This is a genomic window from Gordonia neofelifaecis NRRL B-59395, from assembly GCF_000192435.1.
In the GTDB taxonomy this organism is placed as follows: domain Bacteria; phylum Actinomycetota; class Actinomycetes; order Mycobacteriales; family Mycobacteriaceae; genus Gordonia; species Gordonia neofelifaecis.
Genome location: NZ_AEUD01000013.1, coordinates 52723 through 70879, shown reverse-complemented (window position 1 = coordinate 70879; position 18157 = coordinate 52723). Strand labels below are relative to the sequence as shown.

The 18157-nt window shown below is 67.4% G+C and carries 12 protein-coding genes and 4 tRNA genes; 10 read left to right on the top strand and 6 right to left on the bottom strand.

Annotation, left to right across the window (positions count from 1 at the left end):
• Positions 1-12: 12 nt before the first annotated feature.
• The 3 genes from SCNU_RS14540 to SCNU_RS14530 form a co-directional block, all read right to left on the bottom strand.
• The gene (locus SCNU_RS14540; protein ID WP_009680146.1) at positions 13-963 is read right to left on the bottom strand and encodes a hypothetical protein; all 951 of its coding nucleotides are present in this window, start codon (positions 961-963) and stop codon (positions 13-15) included.
• 140 nt (positions 964-1103) lie between these two features.
• Positions 1104-1574 (bottom strand): heme-binding beta-barrel domain-containing protein, encoded by a 471-nt coding sequence (locus SCNU_RS14535; protein ID WP_009680145.1) that lies wholly within the window; start codon positions 1572-1574, stop codon positions 1104-1106.
• A gap of 45 nt (positions 1575-1619) precedes the next feature.
• Complete coding sequence (locus tag SCNU_RS14530; RefSeq protein ID WP_009680144.1) at positions 1620-3641, bottom strand: NAD(+) synthase; 2022 nt, start codon at positions 3639-3641, stop codon at positions 1620-1622.
• A gap of 97 nt (positions 3642-3738) precedes the next feature.
• Between SCNU_RS14530 and SCNU_RS14525 the strand changes: the two genes are divergently transcribed.
• Positions 3739-4284 carry a copper resistance CopC family protein gene (locus SCNU_RS14525; RefSeq protein WP_009680143.1) on the top strand — a complete coding sequence of 182 codons (546 nt, stop codon included), beginning with the start codon at positions 3739-3741 and terminating at the stop codon, positions 4282-4284.
• Positions 4285-4291: 7 nt separating this feature from the next.
• A complete protein-coding gene (locus SCNU_RS14520; protein ID WP_009680142.1) occupies positions 4292-5200 on the top strand; it encodes a CopD family protein in 909 nt (302 codons plus the stop codon).
• 69 nt (positions 5201-5269) lie between these two features.
• On the opposite strand, the gene SCNU_RS14515 is transcribed toward SCNU_RS14520, so the two are convergent.
• Positions 5270-6172: an alpha/beta fold hydrolase gene (locus tag SCNU_RS14515; RefSeq protein ID WP_009680141.1), complete on the bottom strand. Its 903-nt coding sequence runs from the start codon at positions 6170-6172 to the stop codon at positions 5270-5272.
• A gap of 113 nt (positions 6173-6285) precedes the next feature.
• Between SCNU_RS14515 and SCNU_RS14510 the strand changes: the two genes are divergently transcribed.
• Positions 6286-7176, top strand: coding sequence for an alpha/beta fold hydrolase (locus SCNU_RS14510; RefSeq protein WP_040518515.1), 891 nt, complete (start codon positions 6286-6288; stop codon positions 7174-7176).
• On the opposite strand, the gene SCNU_RS14505 is transcribed toward SCNU_RS14510, so the two are convergent.
• Positions 7151-10219, bottom strand: coding sequence for an MMPL family transporter (locus tag SCNU_RS14505; protein ID WP_009680139.1), 3069 nt, complete (start codon positions 10217-10219; stop codon positions 7151-7153). The two genes, SCNU_RS14510 and SCNU_RS14505, sit on opposite strands and share 26 nt — an antisense overlap.
• Before the next feature lie 187 nt (positions 10220-10406).
• On the opposite strand from SCNU_RS14505, the gene SCNU_RS14500 reads away from it, so the two are divergent.
• Both SCNU_RS14500 and SCNU_RS14495 read left to right on the top strand, forming a co-directional pair.
• Positions 10407-10479 (top strand) — tRNA-Lys (locus SCNU_RS14500).
• A 255-nt stretch (positions 10480-10734) separates the two neighbouring features.
• Positions 10735-11907: an ArsB/NhaD family transporter gene (locus SCNU_RS14495; RefSeq protein ID WP_009680138.1), complete on the top strand. Its 1173-nt coding sequence runs from the start codon at positions 10735-10737 to the stop codon at positions 11905-11907.
• A 44-nt stretch (positions 11908-11951) separates the two neighbouring features.
• Here SCNU_RS14495 and SCNU_RS14490 read toward each other — a convergent pair whose 3' ends face one another.
• Complete coding sequence (locus SCNU_RS14490; protein WP_040518513.1) at positions 11952-13133, bottom strand: RtcB family protein; 1182 nt, start codon at positions 13131-13133, stop codon at positions 11952-11954.
• Positions 13134-13519: 386 nt separating this feature from the next.
• Between SCNU_RS14490 and SCNU_RS14485 the strand changes: the two genes are divergently transcribed.
• From SCNU_RS14485 to SCNU_RS14465, 5 genes are all read left to right on the top strand, one after another.
• Positions 13520-13592, top strand: a tRNA-Glu gene (locus SCNU_RS14485).
• Between the two features lie 45 nt (positions 13593-13637).
• A tRNA-Asp gene (locus SCNU_RS14480) sits at positions 13638-13711 on the top strand.
• A gap of 34 nt (positions 13712-13745) precedes the next feature.
• Positions 13746-13819 (top strand) — tRNA-Phe (locus SCNU_RS14475).
• A gap of 191 nt (positions 13820-14010) precedes the next feature.
• Positions 14011-16824, top strand: coding sequence for a ring-infected erythrocyte surface antigen domain-containing protein (locus SCNU_RS14470; protein WP_009680135.1), 2814 nt, complete (start codon positions 14011-14013; stop codon positions 16822-16824).
• Between the two features lie 38 nt (positions 16825-16862).
• Positions 16863-18026, top strand: a complete 1164-nt coding sequence (locus SCNU_RS14465) for a zinc-binding dehydrogenase (RefSeq protein WP_040518512.1) — start codon at positions 16863-16865, stop codon at positions 18024-18026.
• Positions 18027-18157: the final 131 nt, after the last annotated feature.

The window sequence follows — 18157 nt, the reverse complement described above, 5'->3', positions numbered from 1 at the left end:
ATTATCTGGTCATCAGGCTCGGACGGAGCACGTCGGAGAGCGGCAGGGTCGTGGCCCAGTCTCCCAGCCCTGTGCGATCAGGATGCGGCCGACCTTCGCTGCGGTCGAGCAGGGGCGGCCGAAGACCTGGCCGCTCCCGATACGCACCGTCCGACGATCGGCGTGCGCGGCGGCGTCGAGGTCGCGTTCCAGGTCGCGATCCCGGGAGACGGCGTCGTCGTGGCCGAGGCGCCCGTCGAGTTCGACGACCAGCCCGAATTCGGGGTAGTCGATGTCACGGAAGCCGCGACGTCCGACGGTAGTGGGGGCCTGTCGCACGGGTGTCGGCAGACCGTGCCTGCGCTCCACCTCGTTCAGGTACTGGTGCTCGAGAACAGAGCAGGCCCCGTCTCGCACATCGGTGAGGACGTCACGTAGAAAGGCGTGCAAGCGTAGCCGTCGCCTGCGGTCCAGTGCGACGAGCAGCCGGTCGGCGGTCGTCCATCGACCGCCGACGACGTCGGACAGGATGGCGATCGCCTCGGTGGTCGAGCCGGCTGACGCGAGGTCGAGAACGGTCTCTTCGAGGCGGACCCGCGGCGGGTGGACGTCGGAGAGCATCACGGACTCGAGGTCGCTGCGGTAGTGGACGACGACGCCGGGAACCCCCGAGAGGTTGCGATGGGCGTCGACTGCGACGTGAATCGGGCCGCGCTCGTTTCCGTCGCCGGTGACGGCCCGCAGCGCCGAGGTGTGGCTGAGCGCCGCCGGTCCGGCGTAGAGTATCGCGCACCACGCGTGCTGAAGCCAGGTCATCGGACCGTTGTGCGTGATGTAGATCCCGTCGTAGACGGCGATCCAATCGCGGCGCCGCTTCCTGCGCCGGATGTCGGCCGAGTCAGCGCCGCAGGCCAACGCCTGGCGTCTGCTGATCACTCCGCTCTGCGCGCGGATGATCCGATCCAGCTCCGTACTGTCCCCCATGCAGGCAGTGTCGATCACTCTGCGCTGTTCGGAGGCTACTTGAGAAGGCTGTGGATACCGTCCGGTAGTGGCTGCTCCGAGTCCCGTGACCGGATACTGGTCACGGGACTCGGACCGGACGTCGAGATGAGTCGAACGGGTCAGACGCGGTGCAGTTCCGCGTGCAGGTGATGTGAGACGGGGACGTCGGCGTACGCCATCCACAGGTCGTAGGTGAGCGTGTCGCCGGACAGCTGGAAGCGCCGTCGGACGGCATTGACCTGCTTCGCGTCCGGGGAGACACCGAGCGTGTGCTGGGTGAAGTCGAGGACGGCCGGGTGCGACGGCGCGCGTTGCAGTTCGACGAACCCGGTCGGCTGGGCCACGAGGAGTTCGACGTGGTCGGTGCCTGCGAGGCGGAGGAACCCGGTCTCGGTGTGCATCGGCCGTCCACCGCCCGGGGCCCGGGTCCGGGACCGGTAGAACAGGAACGGCTTGCCGCTCGGCGACAGCTCCACCTCCTCCTGGTAGGTGAAGCTGTCGATGGTCGCATAATGCCCGGCCCCTTCGCCGCGCCAGAGGCCGGCGAAGGCGGTGAGCGGGCCGAGGACGTCGCGTGGTGAATCGGACATGGTGCCAGACTAGGCGCAACACGGCCCAGCCCGCGGCAGCGCCGACTACTCGGGGTGCAGTTCGCGGAGCCACGCCGACGACGGCGCGTCGGACGGGGAGCGCCAGTCGCCGCGCGGCGAGAGCGAGCCACCCGAGCCGATCTTCGGTCCGTTCGGCATCGCGGTCCGCTTGAACTGATTCGACATGAAGCGCTTGAGGAACACGGTCAGCCACTTGTCGATGGTGGCGGCGTCGTACTCGTTGCGCTCGTCGTCGGTCATCATCTCCGACCACGCGCCGTGGTCGCGATCGCTCCAGGCCTGCTGCGCCAGATACGCGATCTTGCTCGGGCGGTATCCGAATCGGGTGAGGTGATACAGGAAGAAGTCGTGCAGCTCGTACGGACCGACGTGGTCCTCGGTGCTCTGGATGTTCCCGTCGGCATCGGCCGGAACCAGCTCTGGGGAGATCACGTCGTCGAGGATCTCCTGCAGGGTCGCGATGGTGTCCGGCCCGTACCTGGCGGTGGTGATCTTCCAGCGGATCAGATGCTGGATGAGGGTTTTGGGAACGCTGCCGTTCACGTTGTAGTGCGACATCTGATCGCCGACGCCGTAGGTGCACCATCCGAGCGCGAGCTCGGACAGGTCTCCCGTACCGAGCACGATGCCGCCCAGGTGATTGGCGAGGCGGAACAGGTGCGACGTCCGCTCGCCCGCCTGAACGTTCTCGAACGTGACGTCGTACACGGGCTCGCCGTCGGCGAACGGGTGCTTGAGATCGGCGAGCATCTGCATGCACGACGGCCGGATGTCGAGCTCGTTGCCGGTGACTCCGAGCGAGTCCATCAGGACGTGACTGCGTGCGAGAGTGGCTCCGCCGGTGGCGAAGCCCGGCATGGTGTAGGCGTGGATGTTCGTGCGCGGCAGGCCCATCGCGTCGAACGCCTGGACCGCGACCAGCAGGGCGAGCGTCGAGTCGAGGCCGCCCGAGACTCCGATGACGATCTTGTCGATACCGGTGGAGCGCAGTCGGGCGACGAGCCCCTGGACCTGGATGTCGAGCACCTCGCGGCAGCGTTCGTCGCGGTCCGCGGCTCCGGTCGGGACGAACGGGAAGCGCGGCACCGCCCGGCGCAGGCCGTCGGTCGTCTCGGGTATGCCGACGGTGAATGACACGCGGCGGAAGGATCGGGCGCGATCGGCGAAGTCGCCGACCTGGTCGCGCAGGCTGATCATCCGGGCCCGCTCCTGTCGGAGTCGGTCGAGATCGACGTCGCCGACGATCAGCTGCGGCTCCATCGAGAAGCCCGCGGAGCGCGCCAGCAGCGTGCCGTTCTCGGCGATCAGCGCGTCGCCGTCCCAGGCGAGGTCGGTCGTCGATTCGCCGAAACCGGCGGACACGTACAGCTGTGCGGCGATGCAGCGCGCGGAATGGCCGGTGACCAGCGAGCGGCGGTAGGCCTGCTTGCCGACGGTCACCGGGCTGCCCGAGAGGTTCAGCAGGACGGTCGCGCCCGCGAGCGAGGCCCACGTGCTCGGCGGGATCGCGACCCAGCCGTCCTCGCAGACCTCGGCGTGGACGCGTAGGCCGGGAACGTCGTCGGCCTCGAAGATCAGGTCGGTGCCGAACGGCACGCGTTGCCCGCCGACGACGACGGTGTCCCGCACGGCGTCGCGCGCCGCGGCGAAGAACCGCTGCTCGTAGAACTCGCGGTAGTTCGGCAGGTACGACTTCGGCGTCACCCCGAGAATCCGACCGCCGTGGATCAGGACCGCGCAGTTGTACAGGGCGTCGTCGACGCGCAGCGGAGCACCGACCGCGACCACCGGCATGAGGTCGACAGTCGCCGCGACGACCGCCGCGAGTGCGGCGTCCACCTCGTCGAGCAGGGCGTCCTGCTGGACCAGATCGTCGACGCTGTAGCCGCACAGGCCGAGTTCGGGAAAGGCGACGACCGCCACCGACTCCCGGTGCGCGCGGCGGATCAGCTCGATGGTGCGCGAAGCGTTCTGGCGAGGATCGGCCAGGGCGACCTGCGGAACTGCAGCGGCGAGACGGGCGAAACCGTGTGAGTAGACCGACACACGTTCAGGCTAATGGGTGGCTGCATGTCACGATGGAGGAGAGTCGGCACCGGTCCGGCTCCGACTCTGTGACGACTCAAGGTCAGGTGTTCCGCGCATGTCCAGGTTCCTCGTACGTTCTTCGGTCTTCGCCGTGTTCGCGGCGGCTGCCGCGCTGTTGGTCGGTCTGGTCGCAGGCCCGGCCTCGGCGCATTCGGCGCTGGTGGGCTCGAGCCCCGAGCAGGGTGCCAAGATCGCGACCGCGCCGGACAAGGTGACGCTGACGTTCAACGAGGACCTCAAGTCGTCGTACGCCGTGCTCAAGGTGGTCGGGCCCGACAACCACTTCTGGCAGCAGGGCGAGCCGACCGTCGACGGCACCGAGATGTCGGTCGCGCTCAACGGTCTCGGACCGGCGGGCGAGTACAAGGTGAACTACCGCGTCACCTCGGCCGACGGGCACCCGGTGGAAGGCCAGACCACCTTCGAGCTGACCGCCGCGGGCACCGGCACGCCGGGGCCGGTGGCTGACGACTGGCAGCCCGATACCAGCCACGACGGACTCGGCGGCTGGGCCATCGCGGGCATCGTGATCGGTGCGATCGGTGTGATCGCACTGGTGGTGGGCGTGCTCGTGCTGATGATCACGCGCAGTCGGCGCTGACCGTCCGGTGAGTCCGACCGGCGTCGACGGGCTGCGCGCCGCGCTGGTGTCGGCGGGAGCCGCGCTGGTCGTCGCCGGCGTGGCGCTGTGCTGGGCGCTGGCCGAGCCGGAACCGTCCGCGGTGGCGGGAGCGGTGTCGATCGCGGCCGTCTCGCTGCTGCTGGGACTCGGCGCGCTGCCGTTCCTCGACGCGCGGCCGTCGCTGATCGCGATCGCCGTGACCGCGGGCGTCTGGGGCATCGCGAGTGTCCTCGACGGCTGGCTGCAGGTGGCGCAGAACCTGGGCGTCTCGCCCTGGGCAGTCCGAGTCGGCGACGTCACCACCGGACTGGAGTCGGGCCTACCGGTGCTGATCGGTCTGGTCGGCGCCGTCGCGATTCTGGGCTGGACGTTCGCCGCGATGCGCGGCGACCCGCCGGTTCCGGTGGTCGCGGTGATCGCCGGCGTCGGTGTGCTCGCGCTGTCGGTGACCGGCCACGGGACGGACTCGGCGTGGATACCGGTTGTGCTCGGGGTGCATTCGCTGAGCGCGGCGTGGTGGGCCGGGACGCTGGCCGCGCTCGTCGTCACCGTTCGGGGGAAGGGCGGCTGGGCGCGCAGTCTGCCGGAGTTCTCCCGATGGGCGCTGCCCGCGGTCGGTGCGCTGACGGTCACCGGGGTCGTCGTCGCATTGGTCCAGGTCGGGGTGGGACCGCAGCTGTGGGCGACCGGATACGGGCGGATCGTGCTGGCCAAGACGGTGCTGCTCATCGTGGTGCTCGGCCTGGCTGCGTGGCACCGGCGGTCGTGGGTGCCACGGGCGCGGAGGCACGGGGTGAGCGAGCGGGAGTCGATCACCCGGGCGGGTACCGAACTGCTTCTGCTGAGCGTGGTTCTGGGTCTGGCCGCGGGACTCGCGACGACGGCTACCGGGTAGCGTTCGGTTCTCTCGAGACTTCTGTCGAGTTGTCGACCGCAGGGAACGACAACTCGACAGAAATCGTCGTCAGTCCCAGGCGGCCAGCAGGACGTCGAGCATCTCGACGCTGTGGCCGAGTCCACTGATGTGGCTCTGTCCGGGCAGCGGGTGCAGTTCGGCGTGCGGGAGCAGGTTCACCATGTGCTCGCCATGCGCGAACGGGATGATGTTGTCCGCGTCGCCGTGCCACCAGTGGATGTAGGCGTCGACATCGCCGACGCGGAAGCCCCAGTCGCGGACGAACAGCTGCAGGTCGGCGAACGGCGCCTCCATCCGGCGGCTGCCGCCGTGCAGGAGGTCGTCGAGGAACATCGCCCGGAACTCCGGGCGCGACAGCAGTTCCCGGTCGGCCTCCGGCGACAGCCTGCCGTACAGACTGATCGCCGGGTCGGCGATCGGGCGGGCGAAGCCGAGGACGGTGCTGAGCACGGAGCCGATCGGCCGACCCGCGACGTTGATCAATGGAACCGCGTACTTCGCCAGATCGACCGCGCCGCCGTGAACCGCGTCCGGGCCGTTGATCGGCGCCACGCCGCCGACGATTCCCGTCGACACCACGCGATCGGCGAGGAACCGCGAGACCGCGAGCGAGTACGGGCCGCCGCCGGACAGTCCGATCACCGAGAACCGGTCGATGCCGAGGGTGTTGAGCACGGTCTGGAAGTCGATCGTGAAGTCGGCGATCGAGGAGTACTTGTGTGCGGTCGACGAGCCGACGCCCGGCCGGTCCAGGCCGATCAGGCGGAAGCCCCGGGTCTCCGCGTACTCTCGCGCCTCGGGCGGGATCTGGCGTCGCGCGCCGGGGGTGCCGTGCAGCCAGAGGACCGCAGGCCCCTCGGGAGAGCCGAACTCGGAGAAGCCGATGCGGCGGCGTCGTTTGTCGCCGACGGCGATGGAACCCTCGAGCTTCGGTCGGTCAATCGGAATCACGTCGCGGAGTATGTCAGATGTCCGGACGATCGGCGAGATGGATTCCTAGATTTGTCTAAGAGGAGCCTGTGAGCAGGGCACTTGGTGGATCGCTGTCGGTGTAAGTTGGGGACATGCCAGCTCTGAGCAGTCGTCTCGCCACCATGCGCCGCGGAATCGGTCACGCCGTGCGCCCGTACCCGGTCAAGGGGATCCCGACGGGCCGACGATTGAATCTCCCGGGGCGCGGGGAGACGTTCATCACCGACTCGGGTCGACCGGACGGACCCGTGATCTTCCTGCTTCACTCGGTCTCGACCACCGGTCTGCTGTGCTGGTACCCGGTGATCCCCGAGCTGGAGCGCGACTACCGCGTGATCACGATGGACCACCGGTTGCACGGACGCGGCATCGCCTCGGACGACTTCGTCCTCGACGACTGCGCGGACGACGTGGTCGCCGTCGCCGACGCCCTCGGGATCGATCGGTTCGTCGCCGCGGGCTTCTCGATGGGCGGCGGCATCGCCCAGCTCGCCTGGCAGCGCAGTCGTGACCGGGTCGCCGGACTCGTCCTGTGTTCGACAGGACCGTACTTCTCCAGCATCGAGCCGAACCGGCTGGCGTTGGAGCAGCGGATCGGCCGGGCGCTGACCGTCGTGGACAAGGTCCTGCCGACGCCGCCCGAGCGAGTCCTCGACGACCCGACCTCGCATCCGCTCAAGTGGGGACTCGCTCAGGTCTCGTCCACGCCACTCGGCCTGCAGGGGGTCTTCGCCGAGGCGATGGCCCGGTTCGACTCCCGGAGCTGGCTGGGCGAGGTCGACGTGCCGACCGCCGTCGTCGTCTCCACGCACGACAAGATCGTCCAGCCGGAACGACAGCAGCTGCTCGTCGACGGCATCCCGGGCGCACAGCGCTTCGACGTCGCCGGCGGCCACGCGTGCTGCGTCATCGGTGCCGAGAAGTTCGTGCCGGTCTTCGCCGACGCCGTCGCCACCGTCAGTCGTCAGTCGCTGGTCGTCTGACCGGCGGCGCGGGCCACCACATCCGTTCGCCGAGGACGGCGATCGTCGCGGGGACCAGAATCGACCGGACGACGAGGATGTCGAGCAGCAGCCCGACGCCGATCGTGAAGCCGATCTGCACCAGGTTGAGCGTGGTCCCCGACATCAGCGCGAACATGGTGATGGCGAAGACGAGCCCGGCGGTGGTGATGACACTGCCGGTGCTGCCGAAACCGCGGATGACGCCGGAGATCAGTCCACGACCGGCGGACTCCTCCCGGATCCTGGACGCGAACAGCATGCTGTAGTCGGCGCCGACCGCGATCAGCGCCATGCCCGCGACGGGAGCCACCGACCAGTCCAGCGGGATGCCGATGAGGTGCTGCCACACCAGGGTGCTGATGCCCATCACCGCGGCGAACGACAAGAGCACCGTCGCGACCAGGACCAGCGGTGCGACGACGCTGCGCAGCAATACGGTCAGCACGATCGTCACCGCGACGATCGCCGCGAGTCCGAAGATCAGCAGATCGCGGTGGAGCTGGTCGTTCATGTCCGCGGAGAGCGAGGCGAGTCCGGTGTTCGACACCTCGGCGTCGGCGAGTCCGGTGCCTGCGAGCGCCGACCGCGCGGCCGGAGCGAGACCGCGGCTGGCGGCTAGGGCCTCGCCGCTGTACGGATTGATCTTCCAGGTCACCATCATTCGCGCGGTGTGACCGCTGGGCGAGATCAGCAGCCGTCCGCCTTCGACCATCCGCGGATCGTCGAGCGCCTCGTCCGGGAGGTAGAAGCCCCGTCCGGGGCCGTCTGCGGTCGCCGCGCTCATCGGGCCGAGATATCCGGTGGCCTGCTTGAGGCCGGCGTGCAGCTTGTCGGTCAAGGCGGTCAGCGCAGCGGTGCCGTCGCGGACCTGGTGGAGGCCGTCGGCCAGTTGCGACATGCCGTCGGACAGCTCGCCGACACCGGCTTGCAGTCGGCCCAGGTCGGCACGGATCTGATCGGGGGTGCGGCCGCCCAGCTGAGAGAGCAGACCGTTCAGCTGGGTGAGGAGCCCGCGCAGGGCGACCACCGAACGCTCGGCGCGGGCCGTCGCCCGGCCGGGAACCGCGGCAGCGGCGCGCAGGCCCGACAGGGTTGCGCGGGCCTGGCCGCCCGTGGCGCGGTTGAGCTGGTCGAACGCCACTCGGGCCGCGGCGCATCGCGGATCGGCCGAGCATGCGGCCGGTGTCCGGGGCGCGATCAGCGGTGCGAAGACGCGATCGAACTCGTCAATCGCCGGCTGTGCGGCCGCCGCGCCTCGTCGGAGGTCTGCCACCGCCGGACTCACCGCGTCCAGGCTGCGACGCAGCGTGTCAGTGGCACTCGTGAGGTCGGAGCGTCCGTCGGTCGCGGCGGCGATGAAGGTCTGCGCGGCGTCCAGCGAATCGAGCACACCGCCGGCCATGGTGACCACCTGATCGGTCCCGGCGACGAGCTCGGGCATCCGCGAGTTCGCCTCGTCGGCGCCGTCGGTGAGCCGGCCGACGCCGGATGCGAGGCGGAGCAGATCCGGGCGGGCGTCCGCCATCTGTTTCGCGGCGCCGTCGAGTTCGTGTCCGACGCGTCCCGGCACATAGCCTGCGGCGGATTCGGTCAGCGGCTTGCCGTCGGGCCGGGTGATGGAGCGCACCGCTTCGACGGCGTCGAGCCGGGAGACGGCGTCGGCGGCCAGTTCCAGTGCGGCGAGGTCGGAGGTGTTGCGGACGTCGTGGTCGGCGCGGACGATCAGATACTCGGTCGCGACCGCGTTCACGCCGTAGTGACGGTAGACGGCGTCGTAGCCGCGGGTGGATTCGTTGGCGCGCACGAACATCGACGACTCGTCCCAGTTGGTCCGATGACCGATCAGCAGGGCGGCGCAGCTCACCAGGAAGATCAGCGAAGCGGCGGCGTAGATGCCGGCGCGACGCATGATCGTCGCCCCGCGATGCCGCCAGCGTCGTTCGGTGGACGGTCCAGGCTCGGCGAGTCCGCGCCGTCCGGCGATCGAGAGCAGCGCGGGCGGCAGGGTGAGGGCGAGCGCGAGGACCACCAGCACGGCGATCGCCGTCGGCGGCCCTGCCGTACGGAACATGCCGATCCGGGTGAAGATCATCGACGCCGACGCGGCCGCGATGGTCAGCGCGGACGCCACGATGATGGGCGCGGTGCGACCACTGGCCGAGGCGACCGCGTCGCCGACTGCCAGCCCCTTTCGGCGTCCCTCGTGGTACGACGCCAGGGTGAAGATCGCGTAGTCGGTCACCGCGCCGAGCACCAGGGCGGTCATGATCGCGATGGTGAAGTTCGAGATCGACAGCCATCCGTGGCCGCCGAGCAGTGACGCGATCGGACGGACGATCGCCAGGCCCAGCGCGAGGCTGATCAGTGGGATCGCGGCCGTCGATACCTTGCGGTACACGATGAACACGACGATCGAGATCAGCAGGATCGAGACGCCGGTGATGATCAGCAGTGAGAAGTCGATCGCGCTGAACAGATCGGCGAGGGTCGCCGTCGGTCCGGTGTAGTACGTCTGCAGCCCCGCCGGGGGAGCGGCGGAGTCGATCGCCGCCCGAATGCCCTGGGCCGCATGGTGAGCGCGCGTGGACCCGACCGACCCCTCGGCTGCCACGAGGATGTTGACGGCCTTCCCGTCCGGGCTGAGCGCGGCCTCCCGCGTGACCGGCTTGCCGTAGAAGTCGATGAGATACGCGACGTCGTCGCTCTTGGTGAGGGCGTCGACGAGCCGGACGTAGTAGGCGTCGTCCGCAGGCCCGAATCCCTTGTCGTCCACCAGAACCACGCTGCTGACGGCATTCGACGGCGGCACGCCGAAGTCTCGGGCCATCGCTTCGAGGTGCTGGTTCGCGGGCAGCGATCGCGGCAGGAAGTCGGCCGAGGTCTTGGACACCGTGACCTCGAGCTGTGGGATCGCGAGGTTGAGTCCGACGGCCGCGAGCACCCAGAAACCGAGGATCCACCAAGCGTGTCGATGCGCGAACCGTCCGACTCCGGTGAACGTCCGGCTGGGGCCGTGGGCCATGTGGGTCCTCCTGCGGTTGCGACGCCGGGCAGCGCCGGTGGGTATGTGTAACCCTAAGTTGCAGAGAATGATCGGTCTACTGTGATGGTGGACACCTGGCGGTTGCTTGAGGTTCGACGGGAGGCGATGCCGGGACCGGCACGAGGCGTTCGGTAGACTCCCTGACGTCGCGCTACGCGTGACGCACGCCCCTATAGCTCAGTTGGTAGAGCTACGGACTTTTAATCCGCAGGTCGTAGGTTCGAGCCCTACTGGGGGCACTGGTGAAACGCCAGGCCAGGGATGGTTTCCCTGGTCTGGCGTTTTGTATTGGAGTTGTCCAACGGGTGCGATGGCGTGTCCTGAGCGCCGGGTGGCTCTCGAGACCATGCGAGATCTGGCGGGCTCGACGAGCACTTCTGCGCCTACCCGTTGATCAACCGGTCGTGGGACGATGGTCCGGTGGTCATTACAGTCGAGACGGTTGTCGACGTTCTCGGATGCTCGCTAGCGTCGCCAAGACTTGCCGGTTGAGAGTGACCGCAGCCGCGCGCCGCTGGTGGTTCCTTGCGGTGTCGGTCGTCGCCGGAGGTACGCTCGTAGCGGCTTCGCCCGCAGAGGCCCGCGATCTCGTCGGACGGCTTGCGCCCGTGCTCGTGTTCGTCGCGGCGATGTCGATCGTCGTCAACATCGCTGCCGACGCCGGAGCGTTCGAGGCCGTCGCGGCGGGAATGCAACGGTTCACCTGGCGCGGGCTGTCCGCGTCCGCGGCGACGTGGACACAGGTAGTCGTTCTCGCGATGGTCAGCACGGTGTTCCTGTCGCTCGATACGACAGCGATCATGGTGACGCCGCTGGCGGTCGCGCTGGCCCGACGGTCCGGCGTCGGGATGGCAGCGGTTGGCTTTGCAGTGGTGTGGATCGCCAATATCGCTTCGTTGCTGCTGCCGGTCTCCAACCTCACCAATTTGCTGGCGGTCTCGGGTGGGACGTTCGCCGGCACCGGTGCCTACCTGTCCGTGATGTGGCGTCCCGCGTTGGTCGCCTCGGCGGTCGTGCTGGTGGCTTCGTGGATCGTCTACCGGTGGTCGGAGCGACGTCGGCCCGCGGTGGAGACGGCGCGGCGACAACCCGTCGCGTTCACCGGCGATGGTCCGCGGTTGCGAGTGAGCCTCATCGTACTGGGATGCCTGCTGCCGCTGTTGGTCTCACCGATCCCGTATTGGTTGACCGCGATCATCGGTGCTCTAGTGCTGTTGGGAGTGACTTCGCGTGAGAAGTTGCGCGCAGCGGCGGTCACCCTGATTCCGTGGCGCTCGCTGTTGTTCGTGGTCGCGCTGTCGTCGTCGGCGGCCGCGCTCCATGCGCTCGGCGCGATGGACTGGATGGCTCGATTGTTCAGCGACGGCCGACAGTCCGCCGGCGGCTTGCTCATTCTGGGCGGTGTGGGGGCGGGGTTGTCGAATGTCATCAACAACATCCCGGCGTTCCTCGCCCTCGACACGGTCGTAGACGGCACCACTCGGATGGCCGCACTGCTCGTGGGCGTCAATGTCGGTTCGATCGTGACTCCGTGGGCATCGCTGGCGACGCTGCTCTGGCACGACCAGCTGCGGCGAAGCGGAGTCGACGTACCGTGGCGCCGATACATTCTCGCCGGTGCCGTCCTGATGCCGATTGCGGTGATCCTGCCGATCCTCGCGATCTAGTGCCGTTCGCGGTGGACGATGTTCTGTACTCGAGTGGAATCGGCTCACGTCCCCTTGACGTTGAGGATCTGGCGGAGCTCGTGCTCCACGTCGACCAGATCGCGGGCATCCGCCATCACCTGGTCGATGTCCTTGTACGCGTCGGGGATCTCGTCGATCCACTCCTCGCCGTGGCGGTACTCGATGCCGGCCATCCGGGCGGCGAGGTCGTCGGCGGAGAACCGCTTCCGGGCTTCGCTCCGTGAGAATCGGCGGCCGGCACCGTGCGGTGCGGAACGTAGTCCGGGAGCGTTTCCCTTGCCGCGCACCACATACGACCGCGTGCCCATCGAACCGGGAATCACACCGCGCACTCCGTCGGCAGCGTTGATCGCACCCTTCCTGGTGAGCCACACCTTCTTGCCGAAGTGTTCTTCCATCACGGTGTAGTTGTGGTGGCAGTTCACCCGGTCGGTCTCCAGGTCGCCGCGCGCAACGCCCGCCCAGTGCTCGACGGCCCGAACGAACCGGTCCATCATCTCGGCGCGGTTCTCGAACGCGAACGCCTGCGCCCACTTCAGGTCCGTGAGGTAGTCGGTGAACTCCGGCGTGCCCTGCGGGAGATAGGCCAGATCGGGCGACGGCAGATCGATCCACCAGCGCTTGCAGAGCTGCTGAGCGATCTTGATGTGCCGCTTCGCGATCTTGTTGCCGACACCGCGCGACCCGGAATGCAGGAACAGCCACACTCGGTCCCGCTCATCGAGGCACAGCTCGATGAAGTGGTTGCCGCCGCCGAGTGACCCCAGCTGACGCTGCCACGTCGGGGAATGGCTCAGATCGACGCCGCTGGTCTCGGCGAGCTCGGTGAGTTCGTGGAGGCGGGTCTGGGTGAAGTCGTAGCGATCGACGCCGCGGTTGTAGTTGCCGGGCGACAGCGGGATCGCCGACTCCACGGACTCGCGCAGCGCGCGCAGGTCGAAGTCGGCGATCTGCTCCGCCGTCAGCATCGTCTCTGCGGCGATCATGCCGCAGCCGATGTCGACGCCGACGGCGGCCGGAATCACCGCGTTGATCGTGGGGATCACCGTGCCGACGGCCGACCCCATGCCGACGTGCGCGTCGGGCATCAACGCCACGTGACTGTGAACGAACGGCATCGACGCGGTCTCGGCAGCCTGATCGCGAGTCTTGGACTCCAGGCTGCTCGCGAAGCTGAGTACCTTGGGTGCAATCATTTCGGGCATAACGGGTAGTTCTACGCCGAACGTGTTGTGCCGTCGAGTGATTTACCCGCCTCTTCGAGGCCGCCGGCGAGGGTGTGGTTTGAAACTCTGCTCGTTCGAGGCTCGCCGAGGGCAATGTGCCCTCGGCGAGCGATGAGAGCGCAGTCTTTCTGCAGAGGTGGCTCCTGCTCCGGTTCGTGAGTACGACCGCGACGCTGAGATCGGCGGCGTCGAGGTCGTATCGACCGCGCGGGCGAAGGGGCGGGGATGCGCGGACGTCCGTCGGGTCGTGGGCGAACGCCTGTGCCGCGCCTGGTGAATTGCCGAGAAACTACCGATGACCAGCTGATTTGCGTTTGTGAGAGGAAGTGCCATAAAGTTTGTCTCGCTCCCAACGAGGAACACCGGCCCCCTTCGTCTAGCGGCCTAGGACGCCGCCCTTTCAAGGCGGTAGCGCGGGTTCGAATCCCGTAGGGGGTACGCGGAGAGAGTCTGATAAGGTTCTCAAGGCAACAAATTGAATATGGCCCTGTGGCGCAGTTGGTTAGCGCGCCGCCCTGTCACGGCGGAGGTCGCGGGTTCGAGTCCCGTCAGGGTCGCTTTTGGTTTCGGTTTTTGACGCCGACACCGTCCGGCCAGGTAGCTCAGTTGGTACGAGCGTCCGCCTGAAAAGCGGAAGGTCGTCGGTTCGATCCCGACTCTGGCCACATATTCAAAGAATCAGAGGCCCACCGGCAACGGTGGGCCTCTGATTCTCTTTGCATCGCGGGTCTCGCGGAAAGCTGCTTCACGGTTCTGCAGTCATTCATCTGCCGCGTAATCTAAGGGTTCAGCTAGGTAGTTTTCACCGGCCTGTGTAAGGGTTCTCGGTGAGATCAGCGCATGACGAGGAGGGGCGATGGCCAACGACGGGACACCGCAGGAGAACGAGCCCGCGTTGGAGGTCGTCGACAACGTCGTCGATCGCGAGTACACCGTCCAGCGGCTGGTGGAGAACCCGGTCGAAAAGGTCATCGACGTACCGGTGACACTGGAACGGGTCGTCGAGCGACTCGTGGTCAACACCGTCGACACCATCATCGACAAGCCGGCGACCGTCTCGCGCCTCGTCGAGAAGCCGGTGGTGACCGTCGTCGACGAGATCGCCGACAAACCGGTGTCCATCAGCCGCACGGTCGAACGCCCCGTCGTGACCATCGAGGACGAGGTCGCCGACAAGCCGGTGATCGTTCACCGGCGGGTGGAGAAGCCCGTCGTGACCGTGGTCGACAACATCGTCGAGCAGGCGGTGGAGATCCGCCGACTCGTCGAGCAGCCGGTCATCACGACGGTGGACGAGATCGTGGAGAAGCCGGTCGAGTTGCCGCGGTTGGTGGAGAAGCCGGTCATCACGGTGGTCGACGAGATCGCCGAGAAGCCGGTCGAGTTGCCGCGGTTGGTGGAGAAGCCGGTCATCACGGTGGTCGACGAGATCGCCGAGAAGCCGGTCGAGTTGCCGCGGTTGGTGGAGAAGCCGGTCATCACGGTGGTCGACGAGATCGCCGAGAAGCCGGTCGAGTTGCCGCGGTTGGTGGAGAAGCCGGTCATCACGGTCGTCGACGAGATCGCCGAGAAGCCCGTCGAGCTGCCGCGGTCGGTGGAGAAGCCGATCGTGACCTTCGTCGACGAGTTCGTGGAGAAGCCGGTCGAACTGCCGCGGCTGGTCGAGAAGCCGATCGTCACCGTGCGCGACGAGATCGTCGACCGTGACATCGAGATCCCCCGCATGGTGGAGAAGCCGATCGTCACCATTCTGGACGAGATCGTCGACAAGCCCGTAGAACTGCAGCGGCTCGTGGAGAAGCTGCTGGTGACCGTGGTCGACGAGATCGTCGAACGACCGGTCGAGGTCAGCAGGATGGTCGAGAAGCTGCTCGTCGAGATCACCGACGACGTGGTCGACAAGCCGATCAGCGTCGAGCGGATGGTCGAGAAGCCGATCGTCACCATCGTGGACAAGGTGGTCGAGATCCCAGTCGAGTCGATCGTCGAGAAGGTGGTCGAGAAGCCCGTCGAGAAGGTCGTCGAGGTGATCCGCGAGGTCCCGGTCGAGAAGATCGTCGAGAAGGAGATCGAGGTCCCGGTCGAGAAGATCGTCTACAAGCCGGTGGAGAAGGTGGTCGAGAAGCACGTCGACGCCACCGAGGACGCGGCGACGATCACCACGGTCGAGAAGGAGATCGAGGTCCCGGTCGAGAAGATCGTCTACAAGACCGTCGAGAAGGTGGTCGAGAAGGAGATGGAACTCGTCGTCGAGAAGGCGGAGATCAAGACGGTCGAGGTGCCGCGCGAAGTGGTCGTCGAGCAGATCGTCGACCGGCCCATCGAGAAGCCCGTCGACCACATCGTCGAGCGCATCGTCGAGACGCCGAACGTCGTTGAGAAGGTGATCGAGAAGCCTGTCGACCGCGAGGTCGAGCGCATCGTCGAGATCCCGAACGTCACCGAGAAGACGATCGAGAAGCCTGTCGACCACGTGGTCGAGCGCATCGTCGAGAAGCCGAACGTGGTCGAGCGGATCGTGGAGAGCCCGGTCGAGCACGCCGTCGAGCGCGTCGTCGAGAAGCCGGAACTGATCGAGAAGATCGTCGAGAAGCCCGTCGACCACGTCGTTGAGCGAGTGGTCGAGATTCCCGAAGTGGTCGAGAACGTCGTCGAGAAGCCTGTCGAGCACGTCGTGGACAAGGTGGTCGAAGTTCCGAACGTCGTCGAGCAGGTGATCGAGCAGCCGGTCGACCGGGTGGTGGAGCGGGTCGTCGAGATCCCGAACGTCATCGAGCAGATCGTCGAGAAGCCGGTCGACCATGTCGTCGAGCGGGTGGTGGAGCGGCCCGACGTGGTCGAGCAGATCGTCGAGCGGCCGGTCGATCACATCGTCGAACGCGTCATCGAGCGTCCCAACGTGATTCAGCAGACCGTGGAACAGCCGGTCGATCGGATCGTCGAGCGGGTGGTCGAAGTCCCGAACGTCGTCGACAAGGTGGTGGAGCGGCCGGTGGACCGCGTCGTCGAGCGGGTGATCGAGCGGCCGAACGTGGTCGAGAAGGTCATCGAGCAGCCGGTCGACCGGGTCGTCGAACGCGTCGTCGAGCAGCCGAACATCGTCGAGAAAGTCGTCGACAAGCCGGTCGAGCACGTGGTCGAGAAGATCGTCGAGCGGCCGGAGATCGTCGAGAAAGTCGTCGAGCAGGAGGTTCGGCGCGAGTTCGACAAGAACGTGCAGACCCCGGTCCTGGTCGAGAACGTCATCGAGAAGCGGTTCGACCACGTGGTCGAGCGGATCGTCGAGAAGCCGATCGAGCACGTCATCGAGAAGGTCGTCGAGAAGCCGGTCTACGTCGAGGTCGAGAAGATCGTGGAGAAGCCGATCGAGCAGATCGTCGTGGTCGAGAAGCCGGTGATCGTGCGCAAGGTGGTCGAGAAGGAAGTCGAGACGTTCGTCGACGAGTCCGAGGACACCGTCCACACGATCACGCACGACCAGCCCGAGCCGGAGGCCGCAGGCACCGAGACAGAGGTCGTCGACTCCGCGGCCGACACCGGTCGACATCATTGGGCGAACACCGACCCCGGCACCGGTTTCGCGGGCTCGGCGTCCGACGCGTCGCAGACCGGCGTGACGGTCGATCCGTCGTATCAGGTGCGTCGCGCGCGCCACCGCAGCAAGGACTGATCCCGGCGCGGGTTCGGGGCCGAACCTACAGTGGACGCATGAAAGCTGTGGTGTGTCATAAGGGTTCGCTCGAGGTCCGAGAGGTCGAGGTGCCCGAACCGGGGCCCGGACATGTGCTGATCAAGGTGCTGCGCGCCGGGATCTGCGGGTCCGACCTGCACGCGCGCGTGCACGGCGACGTCGTCGCCGACATCGGCGAGAAGGTCGGCTACGACCACTTCATGCGACCGTCGCAGGCGGTCGTCATGGGGCATGAGTTCGTCGGTGAGGTGGTCTCGTACGGACCGAAGTGCCGCAAGCGCTGGAGGCCGGGGACCGCGGTCGTCGCGATGCCGATCATCCGGCACGACGGCGAGGTAGAGATGGTGGGCCTGTCCGAGCGTGCACCCGGTGCATACTCCGAGTACCTGCTGGTCCAGGAGGACCTGACGATGCCGGTACCCGAGGGGCTGGATGCCGACCTGGCCGCGCTCACCGAGCCGCTGGCGGTCGCGCACCATGCGGTTCGCCGCAGCGACGTCGGCAGGCGCGACGTCGCGGTGGTGGTCGGCTGCGGACCGATCGGGCTGGCCGTCGTTCTCATGCTCAAGGCTGCGGGCGTGAAGACGGTGATCGCGAGCGATCTCTCGGATCTGCGGCGAGGTCTCGCCCGGCAGTGCGGAGCGGACGTGGTCGTCGATCCGGCGGTGGACAGTCCCTGGGATGCGGTCCCGGCCCAGGAGAAGCACTTCACCCGCGCCGGGGACCTCTTCTCGGTGGCGTTCGACGCGATGCACGCCCTTCAGGCGGTGCCCGGCGTGCCGTGGTGGGCGCTGATGAACGTGGCCGACAAGCTGTCCCTGACTCCTCGGGGACCGGTGGTCTTCGAGTGCGTCGGCGTACCCGGGATGATCGACGACCTCGTCACGCACGCGCCGTTCCGCTCGCGCGTGGTGGTGGTCGGCGTGTGCATGCAGCCGGATGTCTTCCAGCCTGCGATGGCGAGCAACAAGGAGGTCGACCTGCGCTTCGTCTTCGGCTACGACCCGGCCGAGTTCCGCAACACGCTGCATCTGATCGCCCGCGGCAAGGTCCGACCGCAGCCGTTGCTGACCGGCACCGTCGGACTCGGCGGCACCGCCTCGGCGTTCGAGGCGCTCGGCTCGGCGCAGAGCCATGCGAAGGTCCTGATCGATCCGTCGAGCGACGTCGTCGAGGTGTGATTCCGCCCGAGTTCTGTGTCCTGTGACACATCTGGAATTATCCGGACCGTGGTCCGGTTATGCTCTGTGTGTGCGGCAGTGACCGCCGCAGCAGGACCCACAACCCGACATCGACAGCGCCAAGCAAGGAG